This window comes from Streptomyces sp. NPDC094032, from assembly GCF_040303965.1.
In the GTDB taxonomy this organism is placed as follows: domain Bacteria; phylum Actinomycetota; class Actinomycetes; order Streptomycetales; family Streptomycetaceae; genus Streptomyces.
This window is the reverse complement of the sequence record NZ_JBEOUE010000001.1, coordinates 173437-187533: the sequence shown is the minus strand read 5'-3', so window position 1 is coordinate 187533 and position 14097 is coordinate 173437. Positions and strand designations below refer to the sequence as shown.

The 14097-nt window shown below is 73.5% G+C and carries 9 protein-coding genes; 5 read left to right on the top strand and 4 right to left on the bottom strand.

Annotation, left to right across the window (positions count from 1 at the left end; genetic code table 11):
- Positions 1-204: 204 nt before the first annotated feature.
- Positions 205-1452, top strand: a complete 1248-nt coding sequence (locus ABTZ54_RS00720; RefSeq protein ID WP_351654987.1) for a sensor histidine kinase — start codon at positions 205-207, stop codon at positions 1450-1452.
- A gap of 34 nt (positions 1453-1486) precedes the next feature.
- Here ABTZ54_RS00720 and ABTZ54_RS00715 read toward each other — a convergent pair whose 3' ends face one another.
- Positions 1487-2452: a pirin family protein gene (locus tag ABTZ54_RS00715; RefSeq protein ID WP_351654981.1), complete on the bottom strand. Its 966-nt coding sequence runs from the start codon at positions 2450-2452 to the stop codon at positions 1487-1489.
- 142 nt (positions 2453-2594) lie between these two features.
- Between ABTZ54_RS00715 and ABTZ54_RS00710 the strand changes: the two genes are divergently transcribed.
- The gene (locus tag ABTZ54_RS00710; protein WP_351654977.1) at positions 2595-2942 is read left to right on the top strand and encodes a tetratricopeptide repeat protein; all 348 of its coding nucleotides are present in this window, start codon (positions 2595-2597) and stop codon (positions 2940-2942) included.
- A 21-nt stretch (positions 2943-2963) separates the two neighbouring features.
- Here the strand turns inward: ABTZ54_RS00710 and ABTZ54_RS00705 are convergent, their stop codons facing one another.
- Together ABTZ54_RS00705 and ABTZ54_RS00700 are read right to left on the bottom strand one after the other, a co-directional pair.
- Complete coding sequence (locus tag ABTZ54_RS00705; RefSeq protein WP_351654974.1) at positions 2964-5030, bottom strand: right-handed parallel beta-helix repeat-containing protein; 2067 nt, start codon at positions 5028-5030, stop codon at positions 2964-2966.
- Positions 5031-5043: 13 nt separating this feature from the next.
- On the bottom strand, positions 5044-7746 hold the full coding sequence (locus ABTZ54_RS00700; protein WP_351654971.1) for a hypothetical protein: 2703 nt from the start codon (positions 7744-7746) through the stop codon (positions 5044-5046).
- 197 nt (positions 7747-7943) lie between these two features.
- Here ABTZ54_RS00700 and ABTZ54_RS00695 point away from each other — a divergent pair, with 197 nt between their 5' ends.
- The 3 genes from ABTZ54_RS00695 to ABTZ54_RS00685 all read left to right on the top strand — a co-directional run bounded on the left by ABTZ54_RS00695 (position 7944) and on the right by ABTZ54_RS00685 (position 10207).
- A complete protein-coding gene (locus tag ABTZ54_RS00695; RefSeq protein ID WP_351654968.1) occupies positions 7944-8495 on the top strand; it encodes a hypothetical protein in 552 nt (183 codons plus the stop codon).
- An 89-nt stretch (positions 8496-8584) separates the two neighbouring features.
- Positions 8585-9211, top strand: coding sequence for a DUF305 domain-containing protein (locus ABTZ54_RS00690; RefSeq protein WP_351654965.1), 627 nt, complete (start codon positions 8585-8587; stop codon positions 9209-9211).
- Between the two features lie 117 nt (positions 9212-9328).
- Positions 9329-10207 carry a F510_1955 family glycosylhydrolase gene (locus tag ABTZ54_RS00685; protein WP_351654961.1) on the top strand — a complete coding sequence of 293 codons (879 nt, stop codon included), beginning with the start codon at positions 9329-9331 and terminating at the stop codon, positions 10205-10207.
- A gap of 37 nt (positions 10208-10244) precedes the next feature.
- Here ABTZ54_RS00685 and ABTZ54_RS00680 read toward each other — a convergent pair whose 3' ends face one another.
- On the bottom strand, positions 10245-14030 hold the full coding sequence (locus ABTZ54_RS00680; RefSeq protein ID WP_351654958.1) for a choice-of-anchor D domain-containing protein: 3786 nt from the start codon (positions 14028-14030) through the stop codon (positions 10245-10247).
- Between the last annotated feature and the right edge of the window lie 67 nt (positions 14031-14097).

Sequence of the window (14097 nt, the reverse complement as noted above, 5' to 3'; positions counted from 1 at the left end):
CTCGGATGCCGGAGCAGATCCGTGAAGGTCAGCGTCCCCGCGGCCCGTCGTACCCTTCGCCCCACCCTTGCCCCCTGTTTCACGGTCGGATCCGGACTGACAACCCTAGTGCTCCAGCTGTAGATCTTGCTGGTGCCAGCTCCACCATGAGATCGGGTACGGGTGTCATGGCACCGTCCTCCCGCGGTGCCCTAGCGTCGTGCCATGACGATTCCAGCTGGGCTGAGACGCGCGGTCCTCCGGGCGCGGCGGGACACCGGCTTTCTTGCCGCTGGTGTGCTGCCGCATCTGGCGCTGGTGCCCGTGTGGGGGTGGGCGGCGGCGACTGCCGCCAGGACGGGGGACTGGCTCGTCACGGGTTCCGTGTCGGCCGCTCTGGTCCTGCTCGGCGCCCCGGTGCTGACGGCGGTTCAGCGGGGTCGCTACCGGGTGCTCATGGGGGTGGACGTCCCCCGGCTCGCCCCCACCGCGCCGGAACGGAGGACGTGGGCCTCGACCGCGCGGTGGCTCGCGGCGACGCGGCCTTGGCGCACGATCGGCTACCACCTCTTGCTGGGCCCGCTGTTCGCGCTGCTGGAGCTGCTGGTGCTCGCGGTGGCAGTGGCGGGCCTGGCGGGCGTCGTCGCCTACGCCTGGGCGTGGGCGCTGCCGACAGGGATCCGCCAGGAATGGTTCGGTTACGTGAGCCAGCTGCCGGTTTACACAGCGGCCGGCCTCCTGCTCCTGTGCGCCCTGCCCTGGGCCGCGCGGGCCGTGGCCCGGGCCGAGACGCGGCTGGCCTTGGGCCTGCTCGGGCCCAGCCGGGCGCAGCGGCTCCAGGAGCGGGTCGATCAGCTGGCCGTGAGCCGGACCGACCTGATCGAGGCCGTCGACGCGGAGCGCCGCCGGATCGAGCGGGACCTGCACGACGGCACCCAGCAGCGGCTGGTGTCTCTCGCGGTCAACCTGGGCCTGGCCCTGGCCGGCCGTCCGGACCAGCCGATGGATGCCCGCGAGGTGATCGCGAGAGCGCACCTGGAGGCGAAGGAGGCGATCGTCGAACTCAATGACCTGGTGCGGGGGCTGCACCCGGCCGTGCTCGAAGACCGGGGGCTGGACGCGGCGTTGTCCGGGCTGGCCGCCCGCACGCCCCTGCCGGTGCGGCTGCGGGTCGATCTGGAGGAGCGGGTGGCGCCCCACGTGGAGTCGGTCGCGTACTTCGTGATCTCCGAGGCGCTGACCAACGCGACGAAGCACGCCGACGCGACGCGTGCGGAGGTGGTGGTCCGCCAGGTCGGCGAGGTGCTGCGCGTACGCGTCACCGACGACGGGCTGGGCGGTGCCGACGCCACCGCCGGCACCGGGCTGACCGGGCTGGCCAAGCGGGTCGGCTCCCTCGACGGGGCCTTCCACGTCAGCAGCCCCGCCGGCGGGCCCACCACCATCACCGCGGAGCTGCCATGCGCGCGGTGACCGTCGCTCGTCCGGGGGGACCGGATACCCCAGGTCAGCGCACGCGGCCCCGCGCCTTCAGCGTCGCGGCCGGGACCTCCGGTGCCTCCAGGCGGTCGCCGTCGTAGCCCTTGACCTCGCCGAAGCGGCCGGTGTTCGTCCAGGCCTCGCGGGCTTCGCGGATCTCCTCGTCCGTGCGGCCGACGAAGTTCCACCACATCACGATCTCCTCCTCGAACGGCTCGCCGCCCAGGAGCATCAGGCCCGCGTCGGAGGTGGCGCGGAGGGGGAGTTCGCTGCGGCCGCAGCCGAGGTAGAGCATGGAGCCGGGGAGGACGGGGACGCCGTCGACGTGGGCCTCGCCGGACATGGCGAGGACCGCGTACTCGAAGTCCGGCTCCAGGGGGAGGCGGACCTCGGCGCCCGCCGTGAGGGCGAGGTCGGCGCCGGTGATCGGGGTGTACGCCGTGCCCGGGGAGACCGCTCCGGCGAGTTCGCCGAGGATCACCGTGGCCGTGAGGCCGGGCGCGGTGACGTGCGGGAGCTCGGCGTGGTGCTGGAAGTGGGGCTCGACGTGGCGGTGGGCGTCGGGGAGGGCGACCCACAGCTGGGCGCCGTGCAGGTAGCGGGCGTGGCGGCGGGGGCTCTCCTCGGAGTGGGAGATCGCCCGGCCGGAGGTCATCAGGCCCAGTTCGCGCGGCCCGATGGCCTGGAGGCTGCCGGTGGAGTCGCGGTGCAGCACCTCGCCCTCGTGCAGCCAGCTGACGGTCTGCAGGCCCATGTGCGGGTGGGGCGGGACCTGCATGCCGGGTTCGTCGGCGATGTCGTCGGGGCCGTAGTGGTCGACGAAGGCCCAGGCGCCGACCATGCGCCGGCCGAGGTTGGGGAGCAGACGGCGCACCTGGGTCGATTCGCCGAGCTGGACGTGGCGGGGGCTGAGGAGTTCCCGTACCGGTTCGGCGACGACGAAGCCGCGTCCGCCGCAGACCTGGAGGGCGGCCTGGCGATCAAGATTGCTCATGGCGCTCAACCTATTCCTGTCGGGGGTCCGTAGGGCCCCGGTACGGCGTGGACCCGCGCCGCAATATTGGTGGAATGTTCAACCAGGTGCCGGTGTTGCAGGGGTACAAGGATTTCCCAGCACAGGAGAGAGGGACGGAGCAGTGAGCGAGGAGACGTACTACGAGTACGGGACGGCCGGCGAGCGGTGGGACCGCGCGCAGTTGTTCTTCGAGGCCAAGGAGTACGGGACGGCCGTACGCATCCTGCGCGGTCTGGTCGCCGAGCACCCCGACCAGACGGCTCAGCGTCTGCTGCTCGCCCGTGCCTACTACCACTCGGCCCAGCTCTCCCGCGCCGAGGAGGAGCTGCGGACCGTCCTGGAGCGCGACCCGGTGGAGCACTACGCCCGGCTGATGCTCGGCCGCACGCTGGAGCGGCAGGGCAGGGCCGCGGACGCCGCCCCGCATCTGCGGATGGCCGCGGCCATGGCGGGTGAGCTGCCGGAGTGACCGGCCGCGCGCCCGTCGCGCTCACGCCTTGAAACGGAGGTCGGCGGCGCCCTTGAGGAGAGGGGCGTCGTTGGCCTCCGTCCATTCCCGGTGGTTCAGGAGGTCCTGGACGCAGGTCTCGTTCGCCGTGGCGATCACCGTGCCCGGCTGCACCGCCGACGGGTAGCCGCGGGTGAGGGCCGTGTTGCCGTGGACCATCCTGCGGACCGAGGCCAGCGTCACGTCGACCCTCGGCGCGTCCGGGAACGTGGCCTGGAGGACGAAGATCCCGCCGCCCTTGGCGAAGCGCGGCTTGGCCAGCGGGACGCGGTGTTCGTCGTATCCGCAGCCGTTGCCCGTGATCTCGCTGGCCGCGTCGGTCCGGACGGTCACCTGCGTGACGCCGAAGACTTCCCGGAGGATCGCGGTCCACATGTCCGGGACCCCGCCCATGTTCCCCTCGGTGTCGGCGTAGTGGACGATGCCGCCGCCCGGCCGGTCCGAGGTCGTGTTGCCGGTGACCCGGGTGCCGGTGAGGGTGAGGTCGGCGTTGCGCGCGGAGATGCCGCCGCCGCCCGGCTTGGCGCGGCGCGGCTCGCCCGGCCGGGGCGCCGGTTCAAGGCCCCGCGAGACGTTGTCCTTGATCACGCACTGCTCGAAGGCGCCCGCCGAGCCCATCGTGATCCGTACCCCGCCGCCCATGCTGCCCGCCCGGTTGCCGCTGACCTCGGTGGCCACGAGCCGTACCGGGGAGAGGACGGAGGCGTAGAGACCGCCGCCATCGTCGGCCGCCGCGTTCCCCGTGATACGGCACTCCCGCACCGTCACCGCCTTGCGCCGCGCGTCGGTGATCTCCTGCTCCTGCCAGGCCGACCAGCGGTCCAGGCGCAGCGCGGAGGCGGCGATGGCGTAGAAGGCGAGCTGGACGGCCTCGTCGACCCGGCCGCCGATCAGCTCGGCGAGGATGCGCGGGGTCTTGGCGAGGACGGGGTTCGGTTCGAAGGGGTTCAGGAGCCAGCGGAGGTAGTGGTAGAGCTCGCTGGGGGTGAGGCCGACGATGCTGCCGGGGCTGAGCACCGCGGTGCGGGCGGCGGTGGCCCGGTCGGCGAGGAATCTGATCAGGTCGAGCTCGCTGAGGTCGCGGGTGAGCCGTCCTGGCACCGACACCTCGCAGCCGATGCCGCCGCCGTCGAGCCTGCCCCGGCGGCCGGAGGAGTTGTGGTCGATCCAGCAGCCCTCCAGGGTGGGCCAGCCGTAGCCGACGACGGCGAGGCCACCGCCCCGGCCCTCCGCCGTGTTGCCCCGGATCAGACAGTGGCGCAGGGTGGGGCTCGCCCAGACGGTGGCGACGCCGCCGCCGAAGGACTGGCCGGCGAGCCACATGGCGACCGTGCCGGGCGGCACGAGGGCGTCGAAGCGCTTCGACGCCTCGGCGAGGAGCGCGGGCCGGTCGATCCGGGGCAGCGCGGGGATGCCGCCGATCAGCGCCAGCATCCTGTTGACCGCGTCGATCGTCCGGTTGACCGAGCCCACCGCCCCGGCCGGCAGGACGTCGCCGATGAGGTCGAGCACGGCGCTCCGCAGCGCCGTGCGGTCGCTCTCCGGCCAGGCCCGGAAGGGGGCGGTCTCGGTGCGGTTGCCGGTGATGGCGCACCGCTCGACGAGGACGTCGTCGGCGTCGATCACCGCGATGCCGCCGCCCGCGCCGAGCCCCGGGTCGCTCGGGGTGTGCGTGGCGTGGCCGCCGTTGACGCGCAGCCCGCGGACGGTGACGGGGCCGAAGCCGCGCCGCCCGGCGGGGGTGGGCGGCCCGATCCGCAGCACCCGGTGCCGGTCCCCGCCGTGCAGGGCGGGCAGTACGCGCGGGTCGAAGCCGGGGGCGGCGGGGTCGGCCGTGGGGTGCTTGAGGAGGTGGTCGCTGGTGAGGGTGACGGGCCGGTCGAGGACGAGCTCGGGTTCGCGGTAGACCGCGTTGTCGAGGATGACGACGGTGTCGCCGGGGGCGGCGGCGCGCAGCGCGTCGGCGACGGTCCTGGCCGGTTTCGCCTCGCTGTCGAAGCGGCCGGACCGTACGCCCTTGGTGGCGTGCACATAGCGGGTGGTGGGCATGGGCCGGGCCCGCCTACAGCTGCTGTCCGGTCTTGGGGTCGTACGTGACCTCGACGGCGACGACCTGGTCGGTGGGCAGGACCTCCACCCACTGGTCGAAGACCTGGTACGGCAGGGCGGGCCGGAAGCCGCCCGCGAGCGGGTCGAAGCCGGTCTCGAAGACCTGCTCCCCGGCCAGCGTGTGCGGGACGCTGGTGTTGGACGCGGCCAGTTCGGCGGCGAGGAGTTCGAGCACTCGGCCGATGGTCTGGTCGCGGTACTCGTCGGGATCGCCCTCCTGCCAGGCGTACGGACGGCCCAGCGCGGCCTCGCCCTCGACGCCCGCCTTGGTCAGCCAGCCGAGCGCCTCCAGCTCGTGTCCGGGCCGGATCGGCAGGACGGCCTTCACCCAGGCGGAGTTGAGGAACTCGTTGCGCCGCTCGTCGCCGTCCGTCTGGACGAGCCAGCCGAGCGAACTGCCCATGGGGGCGGGCTGCGAGTCGGCGGTGAGCAGGTAGTCGACCCGCCACTCCTGGGCCGGCTCGGGGGCCTTGGCGTCCGGTGCGTTGTGGGAGCTGGTGCGGGCGTAGGCGGTCGGCACCGTCTCCCCCGCCAGCGGGTCGCCCTCGACGCCGTCCCAGCGGGCGGGCGGCACCGGGTAGCGGCCGAGGGAGTCGGGTCCTGCGGGGGCGGAGAGGTCGCCGGGGCGCCAGAACTCGGGCGAGACGAAGTAGAGCATCTCGTCGACGTCGAAGATCTGCCGGATGAGCTCGGCCTCCAGATGCGCGTCCCTGGGGTCGAACAGGCGGAGCTGTTCCAGGAGATGGGCGAAGACCGAGTGCCGTTCCTCCTTGCGCAGGTCCTCGGCGGGGCGCGGCCTGACCTTGCTGAGCAGGGTGGTGCGGTCCCGTACGGCGGCGGCGTACGCCTTGCGCTGGAGGGCGGCGACGTCCTTGCCGTACTGGACCATGGCCGCCTGGTAGGCCACGTCGGCCGGATTCACCGCGGGCGGCTCCCAGCGCAGTTGGAGGGTGAAGGTGATGGTGGAGGTGCCGCCGAAGTGCACGTTGTCGGCGCGGACCTGGAAGCGGCCGGTGTCGGGGCGCTGGATGACGTACTTCACGAGGAACTTGGCGTCGGTGCCGTGGCCGTTCTTCGCGGAGACGAACTGCACGAAGTCGGGGTTGGTGCTGAGGGTGTAGCCGGGCGCGGGCGGGATGGCGCCGTAGTCGAAGTCGGCGACGATGTACTCGTCCTCCTCGCCCCGCCACATGCGGTCGAAGCCGTCCTGGCGGCGCCAGTCGGCGTCGTTGTGCGGGGCGTTGGTGCTGTCGGGGTGCTCCTGGATGGGGAACGTGCCCGTGAAGGTGGTGAGGATCGGGGTGAGCGGCTCGGGCGGCTCGGGCTTGCGCAGCGAGGTCAGGTCGGGGGCGGGGACGACGTCGACGAGCTCGCCGAGGCCGAGGAGGCGGCCGGGCGCGTTCACGAACACCTGCCAGCTCATCCGGGTGCCGATGTGCTGGACCTGGACGCCCACCTTGCGCATCTTGCGGCGCAGCTCGTAGTTGGCGAGCCGGTCGGTGGTGTTCTGCACGACGTAGCGGCGGCTGGAGGTGTCGGTGGTCTCGGTCACCGTCTTGAAGGTGGTGGTGAAGTTGCGCCGGATCTCGCTGCTGACCTTGGAGCTCTGCGTCCTGGTGTGCTTGTGGGTGAGCTCGGAGGACTTCCCGGTGGTGGACTTGGTGGCGAAGCTGGCGCTGGCGTCGGCGTGGTAGACGCCGGCGAAGGAGCCGCCGGCGGAGACGGTCGCCCCGAGCGAGGTGTCGTTGGCGTTGGACTCCTTGACGGCGTCGGCCACGTCGCTCTGGTCGGTCAGGGTCTCCTCGGACTTCCGGGTGGTCTCCTCCGACTGGCTCGCGGTCCGCTCGACGAGGGTCCGGCGGGTGGTGGTCTCGACGAGCTCCACCATGCCGCCGGGGCTGAGCCAGAGGTGCCCGGCGGGCGCGCCGAGGAAGGTGTCGAACTCGAAGAAGTACTGCCGGAAGAGGTTGACCAGGCCGACGGGCGACAGGATGCCCTCGGTCGGCGGGTCCTGGCCCACGAAACGGGCGAGCGCGGCCAGCTCGGGGCTCTCCAGGGCGCGGGCGGCGGGCCCCGCGAAGGCCTCGGGCCCGGGGCGCGGTCCGCGCAGGGCGGCGAGGCGGCCCGCGCCGGAGTAGCCCAGCCAGCCGGGCAGCGGCTGGTAGACGCCGAAGAGCTCACTGGCGTACGGGAGGGTGCCGGCGAACTCCCCGACGGGCCGTCCGACGCGCACCGGCCCCGGCACGGGCGCCGTGAGCACCCGCACCGGGCCCGTGGGGCCGCCGGAGGCGGTGGCGAAGGGCGTCACGGTCCACGGCTGGCCGGGGCTGCGGGTGACCAGGAGCAGGTCCCGGTCGGACTCGGTCGGCGGCGCGACGAAGGAGAGCGTGAGCGCGCCCGTCCCCGTCACCGACCGGCCCGCGTACTGGCGGCCGGAGCCGGGGTCCGCCTCGATGAAGGCCCCTTCGAGGGCCGGCACCCCGGGGAAGAGCGCCGGATCCCGAAGGTCCACGTCGGCCGGGAGGGCGAGGGCGATCCGCTGCCCGGGGCGGAGGTCGGCGGGGCTCGACGGCTGCACCCGGTACGACCAGATCTGGTACCAGGACCCCGCGGTGGGGAGCGGGGCCCTTCCGGCGAAGGTGACGACGATCGACATGGACGTGCCTCCCGGCGTGTTCACGACGCACGAGCGGGATGCCGGGACGCCGCGTGATCAGGGTCGGGCGGTGGGCCCGGCCGTGTCACCGGCTTGGCGTACATACGCCACGGGGGCTGTGTGAGGAGAATCGTCCTGGTACCCGTGCGGGGTATCCCCGCCGCGTTCGGTATCGTCAGGGGCAGGAGGTCGACGACGTGCACGTGGGACGGGCGGGACGCAGCGCCACACGAGCGGGAGGTGCCCTGGCGCACCTGCTGCTCGTCGTCGTGCTCGCGCTCGGCGTCTTCGTGATGCACTCGGTCGGCCACCCGGAGGGCTCCTCGGGGGCCGACGGGATGAGCGGGACGAGCGGGACGAGCGGGATGGACACGACGGCCGTCGCCTCCGACATGGCCGCCGCCTCCGGAACAGCCGCCGCCTCCGTGACCGCCATGTCGGCGGAGCCCCTCCCGCACGGCTCGCCCCCGCCGCCGGCCACCCCGCCCCATCACGAGGGCTCCTCCCCCGGGACGACCGCGTACGCGGCCACCCACGGCTCCACCCACGGCTCCGGCACGGGGATGGACATGACCACGCTCTGCGTGGCCGTCCTCGGGGTCTGGCTGCTCGCCGCCCTCCTCAGGGCGGCCCTCGGCCGCCGTGCGGACGGGACCGCCCCGCTCCTGGCGCGGCTGCTGCCCTTCCTGGGCCCGAACGCACCGCCGCGACCACCCGACCTCGCCCAGCTGTCGATCCTGCGGATCTAGGCCGTATCGCCACCGCGGGCGCCTCGCGCTGCCCGCACACGCGATCGGACCTTCCACGAACGAACGACAGCACACGAGGTGTGACACATATGCGTGCCAAGACGATCCGCACCACCCGCAAGCTGGCCCTGACCGGCGCCGTCGCCGCCGCGGGCCTGCTGCTCGCCGCCTGCTCGGGCTCCGGCTCGGGCGACTCCATGGGCGGCATGGACCACGGCGGGAAGGCCACAACCTCCGCCTCCGCCGCGCCTTCGTCGGCCGGCGCCTTCAACGACGCGGACGTGATGTTCGCGCAGATGATGATCCCGCACCACGAGCAGGCCCTGGAGATGGCGAAGCTGGCCGACGGCCGGGCCGAGGACGCCGAGATCAAGAAGCTGGTCGGCGAGATCGAGAAGGCCCAGGACCCGGAGATCCAGAAGATGAAGGGCTGGCTCAAGACCTGGGGCAAGCCCGAGAGCATGGGCGGCGGCGGCCACGGCATGGCCGGGATGATGTCCGACACGGACATGAAGGCCCTCTCCGCCACGAAGGGCAAGGCCTTCGACCGCAAGTTCGCCGAGCTGATGATCGCCCACCACGAGGGCGCGGTGGAGATGGCGAAGACCGAGCAGACGAACGGCAGCGACGCGGCGGCCAAGCAGGTGGCCGACGACGTGGTCCGGACCCAGGCGGCCGAGATCGCGCAGCTGAAGAAGATCCTCGAACGGCTCTGACCGCCCCGCGGCGCCGCAGTCGAAGGACCGGCGCCGCACCCCTCGCCCTTCCCGGGCGGCCCCCGCGCGTCTCCGCCGGGGCCGCCCCCTCCCCCGTACCCCTGGGACCACAGACACATGAAGAAGCACCGCGCTGCCCTCGCCGCCGCCCTCACCACGGCGCTCGCCCTCGCCCTGACCGCCTGCGGCACCGACGACGCGCCCGGCTCGAAGACCGGCTCCGACGCCACCACGGCCCTCAGTCACATCCACGGCGTCGGCACCTCCGCCGGGAAGCTGTACGTCGCCACCCACGAGGGCGTCTACACGCCCGGCGCCGACGGGCGGCCCGCCCTCGTCGGTGACCGGAAGGACGACTTCATGGGGTTCACGGTGACCCCGAAGGGCGCCTTCCTCGCCAGCGGCCACCCGGCCCCCGGCACGGGCGGACCCTCGAACCTCGGCCTGATCGCCTCCACCGACAAGGGCACCTCCTGGACCACCAGGTCGCTCGCCGGGCAGGTCGACTTCCACGCCCTCGACACCGCCGCCGACGCGACCGTCTACGGCTACGACAGCACCAACGGAAAGCTGCGGGTCAGCCGGGACGGGGTCGCCTGGGAGGACCGCGCCGATCTGCGCGCCCTGGACATCGCCGTCGCGCCCGCCACCCCCGGCATGGTGCTCGCCACCACCGAGCAGGGCGTGGTCCGCAGCATCGACGACGGGCGCAGCTTCGGGAAGCCGCTCTCGCCGCAGCTCGTGGCGTACGTGTCGTGGGGCGCCCCGGACGCCCTGTTCGGGGTCGACCCCCAGGGGGTCCTGCTGCGCAGCATCGACGCGGGCGGGAGCTGGACCCGGGTCTCCACCCTGCCCGGCGGCGCCCCGCAGGCGCTGACGGCCGTGGACGCGCGCCGGCTCCTCGCGGCCACGCAGGACGGGGTGTACGAGTCGGTGGACGGCGGGAAGTCGTTCACCCGGCGGATGGCCGTGACGTCGGGCGGCGACGGCCACTGAGGACCGCCGCCGCCCCGTACGGGAATCAGCCCCCGGCTCAGTAGCCGATCCGCACGCCGGTGACGGCGTGCCGGTCGGTGAGGCCGCCGGTGCTGCCGCTGAAGCCGACGAGGACGTTCTTCGGGAGCGTCACCGCCACGTCGATCACGCGGGTGCCGTCGACGCTCACCTGGAGGCGGCCGGTGGAGGTGACGACGGCGTCGACGGTGTGGCTGCCGGTGCGCAGGGCGGGGACGTTGGTCGCGGTGGCCGCGTAGGTCAGGGTCGTGCCGCTGCCGCCGGTGGCGACCGCGACGAAGTTGGCCGAGGGGTCGTTGGCGCCGTTGTCGTAGGTGTCGAGGGTGACGGCGACGCCCGGGAGTCCGGCGAAGCCGAGGCTGCCGCCGCTGTTGACGGCGAGCGCCTTGGGGGTGGCGCGGCTCGCGTCGAGCAGCAGCAGGGCGAGTCCGTCGGCGCCGGTGCCGCCGCCGATGGTGGCGGTGAACCGGGCCTTCAGCCGGGCCGAGGGCACGGCGGTCGCCTGGATCGCGGAGCCGCGCTGGGAGGTCTGGACGGGGGTGAGTTCGAGGGTGGTGCCGGACAGTTTGGCGCTGCCGTTGTACGTCCAGCCGTTGGGTCCGGGCGGCGGCACCGCGTACGCCGTGGCGGTGAGGGCGACCTTGCGGACGGCGTGGATGTCGGTCCGGCCGCCGGTGGCTCCGGTGAAGGCGAGGAAGGCGGTGGGCGGCAGCGAGGCCACGCTGGTGCTCAGCCGCTGGGTGCCGTCGACGGAGACGGTGAGGGTGCGTCCGGTGACGGAGACGGCGACGGTGTGGGCGCCCGCGCGCAGGTCGGGCACGCTGGTCGTGGTCGAGGCGTAGGTGAGGGCGTCGCCGCTGCCGGTGGTGGCGATGCCGACGAAGTTGGCCGAGGGGTCGTTGGTGCCGTTGTCGTACGTGTCGAAGGTGACGGCCGTGCCCGGCAGGCCGGAGTAGCCGAGTCCGCCGCCTCCGGCGCCCAGGGCGCTCGGGGTGGTCCTGGCGGGGTCGAGGAGCGCGAAGGAGAGTCCGTCGGCGCCGGTGCCGCCGCCGATCACGGTGGTGAAGGTGGCCTTGAGGCCGTCGGTGAGGACGGGTACGGGCCAGACGGCGGTGCCGCGCTGTCCGGCGGTGGCCTGGGTGAGCTGGAGGTCGCCGCCGGAGATCTGGGCGTTGCCGTTGAGCTTCCAGCCGCCCGCGTTGGGCCCGGGGACGGTGACGCCGGTGCCGGCGGCTCCGGTGCCGGTGAGGGTCTCGGCGAGGGGGCCGTGTCCGTCGTCGGAGGTGAGGTCGTAGGAGGCCTGGACGGTGCCGAGGGAGGTCGGCGAGAAGGTGACGGCCTGGTGGACGACGTCCTCGGGGCCGAGCACCTGGCCCTCGCTGAGCGGGTTGGTGACGAGGAAGGGCGCGGCGGGCGCCTTGGCCTTGGTGATGGTGAGCGGGATGTTGCCGGTGTTGCTGATGTCGAAGGTCTTGGTGACGGACTGGCCGACCTTCACCGAGCCGAAGTCGGTCGAGGTGGGGGTGAGGGTCAGCCGGGCCTGTCCGGTGACGGCGGTGCCCGTCAGGTCCACGGTCGCGGTGCCGTTCTGGCCGGTCACGGAGAGGCTGCCGGTGTCGGTGCCGGCGGCGGTGGGGGCGTAGGAGACCTGGACGGAGACGGACTGCTGGGGCGGGACGACGGTGCCGTCGGCCGGCAGGCCGGTGGTGCCGAACGGGGCGGCCGGTGAGGTGGTCGCGGAGACCGTCTCGGGCTGGGTGCCGGTGTTGGTGAAGGTGACGCCGAGGGACTTCGCGGTGGTGGTGGCCACGGTGCCGAAGTCCAGCGCCGTGGGGGCGGCGACGAGGCCCGGTCTCGTGCCGTAGCCGGTGAGGCCGAGCGCGCTGTCGCCGAGGTCGGTGGCGAAGGTCAGGACCGAGCTGTCGGGACCCGGCACGGTCGGCGCGAAGGACACCGGTACGGAGTAGGTGTCGCCGTTGTGCAGGGTACGGGGCAGTCCCGTGGGGCTCGCGGTGAAGGCGGCTCCGGCCGGGGTGGTGACGGCGCTGATGGTCACGTCCCGGGTGGCGGTGACCGTCGCCGTCGCGCCGCCGGTCGAGCCGACGGCGACCGTGCCGAAGTCGACGGGGGCGGCGGTGAGGGCGGTGTTGGCGGGGCGGCCGAAGGCGAGGACGTGCCCGTCGCGGGTGCCGACGTAGATCCGGCCGCCGTCGGTGGCGGGCACGGTGAACTTGGCGGCGGTGCCGATCGGCGCGGACCAGCGCAGCTTCAGCGTGCCGCCCACGGGGACGGCGTCGTACGCGCGGAGCCGGCCGTTGGCGCCGTTGGCGCCGTCCGCGTGGATGGCCCAGACGAGCGCGGAGCCGGGGTTGGTGCCGGTGGAGGTGATCACGGGCGAGCCGGAGGTGTAGCCGAAGGTCTCGGTGCTGCTGCCGGTGTTGGTGAGCGCGGGCGTGCCGGCGCCGGTGAGGCCGTAGGCGAAGGCGCGCAGCGGCCCGCGGGTGCCGACCGTGTAGACGTAGCCGCCCTGTCCGCCGTACACGCCGGGGTGCCCCCAGACGCCCTCGTACGGTCCGAAGGTGCCGAGGACCTTGTCGGTGCCGCCGGGGCCCTGGGAGCGGCCTCCGAGGTCGTCGCGGTCGAGGAGGAAGAGCCGCCCGTCCTTGCCGATCTGGACGAGGAGCCTGGGGTGGGCGCTGGTGCCGAAGGGGGTGCCGGGGAGGGCGACGGGGCCGCCGGAGCCGAGGTCGGTGTCGTTGAGGTCGAGCTGGTTGGCGTTGGACGGGCTGAAGAAGTCCTGCGCGGACAGGGTGCCGTCGCTGTTGACGCCGAGCCGGACCACGGATTCCGACAGCTGCCCGGGCGGCATGCTGCCGGGGCCCGGGGCAGGGGTGACGCCGTTGCCGGTAGTGAGGATGATCCGGCCGGGGCCGTCGGAGACGAGTCCGCCGCCGCTCATCCAGACGCCGGCCATGCCGTTGGCGGAGGAGTCCTCGGTGGCCCACAGGGTCTGCTTGCGGGTCGAGGTGTCGACGCCGAGGACGTAGCCGACGTACGGGCCGTGGTCGCAGTGCGAGGCGAAGCCCGCGTAGACGGAGCCGCCCATGAGGAGCAGCCCGGGGCGCTGTCCCGCGGTGAGCGGGTTGAAGGCGCGGCCCGGGTCGTTGGTCGGCGCGCCGGCGACCTTGACGGGCCAGCCGCTTCGCTCGGCGCCGGTGACGGGGTCGACGGCGTGCACGTACCAGCTGGGGTGCTGGTCGTCGGCCCCGTCGTTGACCTTGGAGGTGAGGTAGAGGGCCTTGCTCGCCGGGTCGTAGACGGGGGTGGCGGTGACGCCGATGTTCGGCACCAGGTCGCCGCAGCTGATGGCGGAGGCGGGCCAGGGTGCGCCCAGGTTCCGGGTCCAGCGGATGGTCCCGGAGGCGGCGTCGAGGCCGTACAGCTTGTTGTTCTCGGTGCCGACGACGAGGGTGTCGCCGACGACCAGGGGCTGGGCGTAGACCTGTCCGTCGACGGCGGTCGAGAACTGCTGGCCGAAGTCGGAGCTGGACACCTGGTCGGGGGCGAGTCCGGGCTCGTCCTGGTCCCAGCCGGTACGGAGGGTGTCGTGGGAGACGGTGGTCTGGTCGGCGGCGCGCCGGGCGTCGGGTGACCCGGCGGTCCGCTCGGCGGGGGCGCGTCCGACGGGGGCCGGAGCGGGTGGCGGGGTGTCCGCGCCGGCGGCGCCGGGGCCCAGGACGCCCGCCGTCCCCAGGACGAGACACATCGTCAGAAACCGTGCGAGCGCCCTGCGTCTGCCGGTCATCGCGTCCACCTTTACGTCCGCGCAGCGGGGGCGGAGCCCGGTGTGCGCGCCCCGACCGTGGCCATGG

Excerpts from the sequence above, each read along its gene's own strand:
- ABTZ54_RS00720 (WP_351654987.1), top strand. The coding sequence starts at position 205 with ATGACGATTCCAGCTGGGCTGAGACGCGCGGTCCTCCGGGCGCGGCGG.
- ABTZ54_RS00715 (WP_351654981.1), bottom strand. The coding sequence starts at position 2,452 with ATGAGCAATCTTGATCGCCAGGCCGCCCTCCAGGTCTGCGGCGGACGC.
- ABTZ54_RS00705 (WP_351654974.1), bottom strand. The coding sequence starts at position 5,030 with ATGCCCACCACCCGCTATGTGCACGCCACCAAGGGCGTACGGTCCGGC.
- ABTZ54_RS00700 (WP_351654971.1), bottom strand. The coding sequence starts at position 7,746 with ATGTCGATCGTCGTCACCTTCGCCGGAAGGGCCCCGCTCCCCACCGCG.
- ABTZ54_RS00690 (WP_351654965.1), top strand. The coding sequence starts at position 8,585 with ATGCGTGCCAAGACGATCCGCACCACCCGCAAGCTGGCCCTGACCGGC.
- ABTZ54_RS00685 (WP_351654961.1), top strand. The coding sequence starts at position 9,329 with ATGAAGAAGCACCGCGCTGCCCTCGCCGCCGCCCTCACCACGGCGCTC.
- ABTZ54_RS00680 (WP_351654958.1), bottom strand. The coding sequence starts at position 14,030 with ATGACCGGCAGACGCAGGGCGCTCGCACGGTTTCTGACGATGTGTCTC.